The 414-nt window shown below is 33.3% G+C and carries 1 protein-coding gene; it reads right to left on the reverse strand.

Annotated elements, in window-relative coordinates; genetic code table 11:
- Window positions 1-259, reverse strand: a 259-nt coding sequence (locus tag FJV41_RS51030) for a 4Fe-4S binding protein (RefSeq protein ID WP_220138048.1), incomplete at its 3' end; no start/stop codon positions are given.
- Window positions 260-414: the final 155 nt, after the last annotated feature.

Here is a 414-nt window from a genome sequence, read left to right on the forward strand (position 1 = left end):
GCTTATTTACATCATCAACCTCAAATTGGGCGTAAAATGAAGGTGCAGGCAGTGCAATCTTATATTGAAATTTATTGATTTCTTCTAAACTGTCAGTAATGGCATATTTTGCATGGTATGGACATGTCCTTATACATTCCCCGCAATCTATGCACCTTTGGTCAATAATCCTTGCTTTTGAGTTTCGAACTCTAATGGCTTCAGTTGGACATCTTTTAATACAGTTTGTACAACCTTTACATTTCTCTTTGTCAAGCATTATAGAATGCAAATTTTTCATTTATAATTCACTTCCCTACATTTCAAAGATGGTCATTTATTGTAAATAATCATATATACTCTTGTACCCTTGCCTTTTTGTGAATCAATCTCAAAATAATCTGAATACTTCTTCATGTTTGGAAGACCCATACC

The sequence above is a fragment of the Myxococcus llanfairpwllgwyngyllgogerychwyrndrobwllllantysiliogogogochensis genome (assembly GCF_006636215.1).
Classification (GTDB): Bacteria; Myxococcota; Myxococcia; order Myxococcales; family Myxococcaceae; genus Myxococcus; species Myxococcus llanfairpwllgwyngyllgogerychwyrndrobwllllantysiliogogogochensis.